At 35.6% G+C, this 562-nt stretch carries 1 protein-coding gene; it reads left to right on the forward strand.

The features are described from left to right. A partial coding sequence (locus tag J4D97_RS23215) for a hypothetical protein (RefSeq protein ID WP_208309655.1) occupies window positions 1–562 on the forward strand: 562 nt, incomplete at both ends.

A 562-nucleotide genomic window follows, 5' to 3' on the forward strand; every position in this document is an offset into this window, starting at 1 on the left:
CCATAAATTAACTCTGGACAGGATTGCTTCTAAAAGAGCTCAAGACCTTGAAGCAGAATACAGTAGCCGTGAAGAAGAGGCTATTAAATTGCTTTCAGGTGTTGAACCGGATATTAAAGAAATACTTGACGAAAATAATTCTGCAAGAACTAGCCTTGCTTGGTCAAAACTAGCTATCACATGGGCCACAGATGTTAAGGCCTTTCTAGAAGGTATTATAAGTTACGACTTATCTCAAATTAGCTTGCCAGCTGATGAAATGGCTAGAGCCTTTGCAATTTTTGAAGTCATAAATCAAACTAATACTCCTTTAGATATCTATGATTTAACATCAGCAAAAGCCGCTAGAACTAGAGAGCTACCTTCTCTATCAAGTAGAATTAAAGCAATTATAGATGAACCCCTAGATGACATTAATAGCCTAACAAATCGGTTGCTTGGCGATAAGCCAAATAGAATGACATTTGATTATTTTAGTCTAATGTCAGAGGATGCTACCCCAGCAAAAATTGTCAAAAATCAATTCTTAAATTTATTATCACTTTTAACCGCTGTAGATTAT

Source organism: Hymenobacter defluvii (genome assembly GCF_017589435.1).
In the GTDB taxonomy this organism is placed as follows: domain Bacteria; phylum Bacteroidota; class Bacteroidia; order Cytophagales; family Hymenobacteraceae; genus Hymenobacter; species Hymenobacter profundi.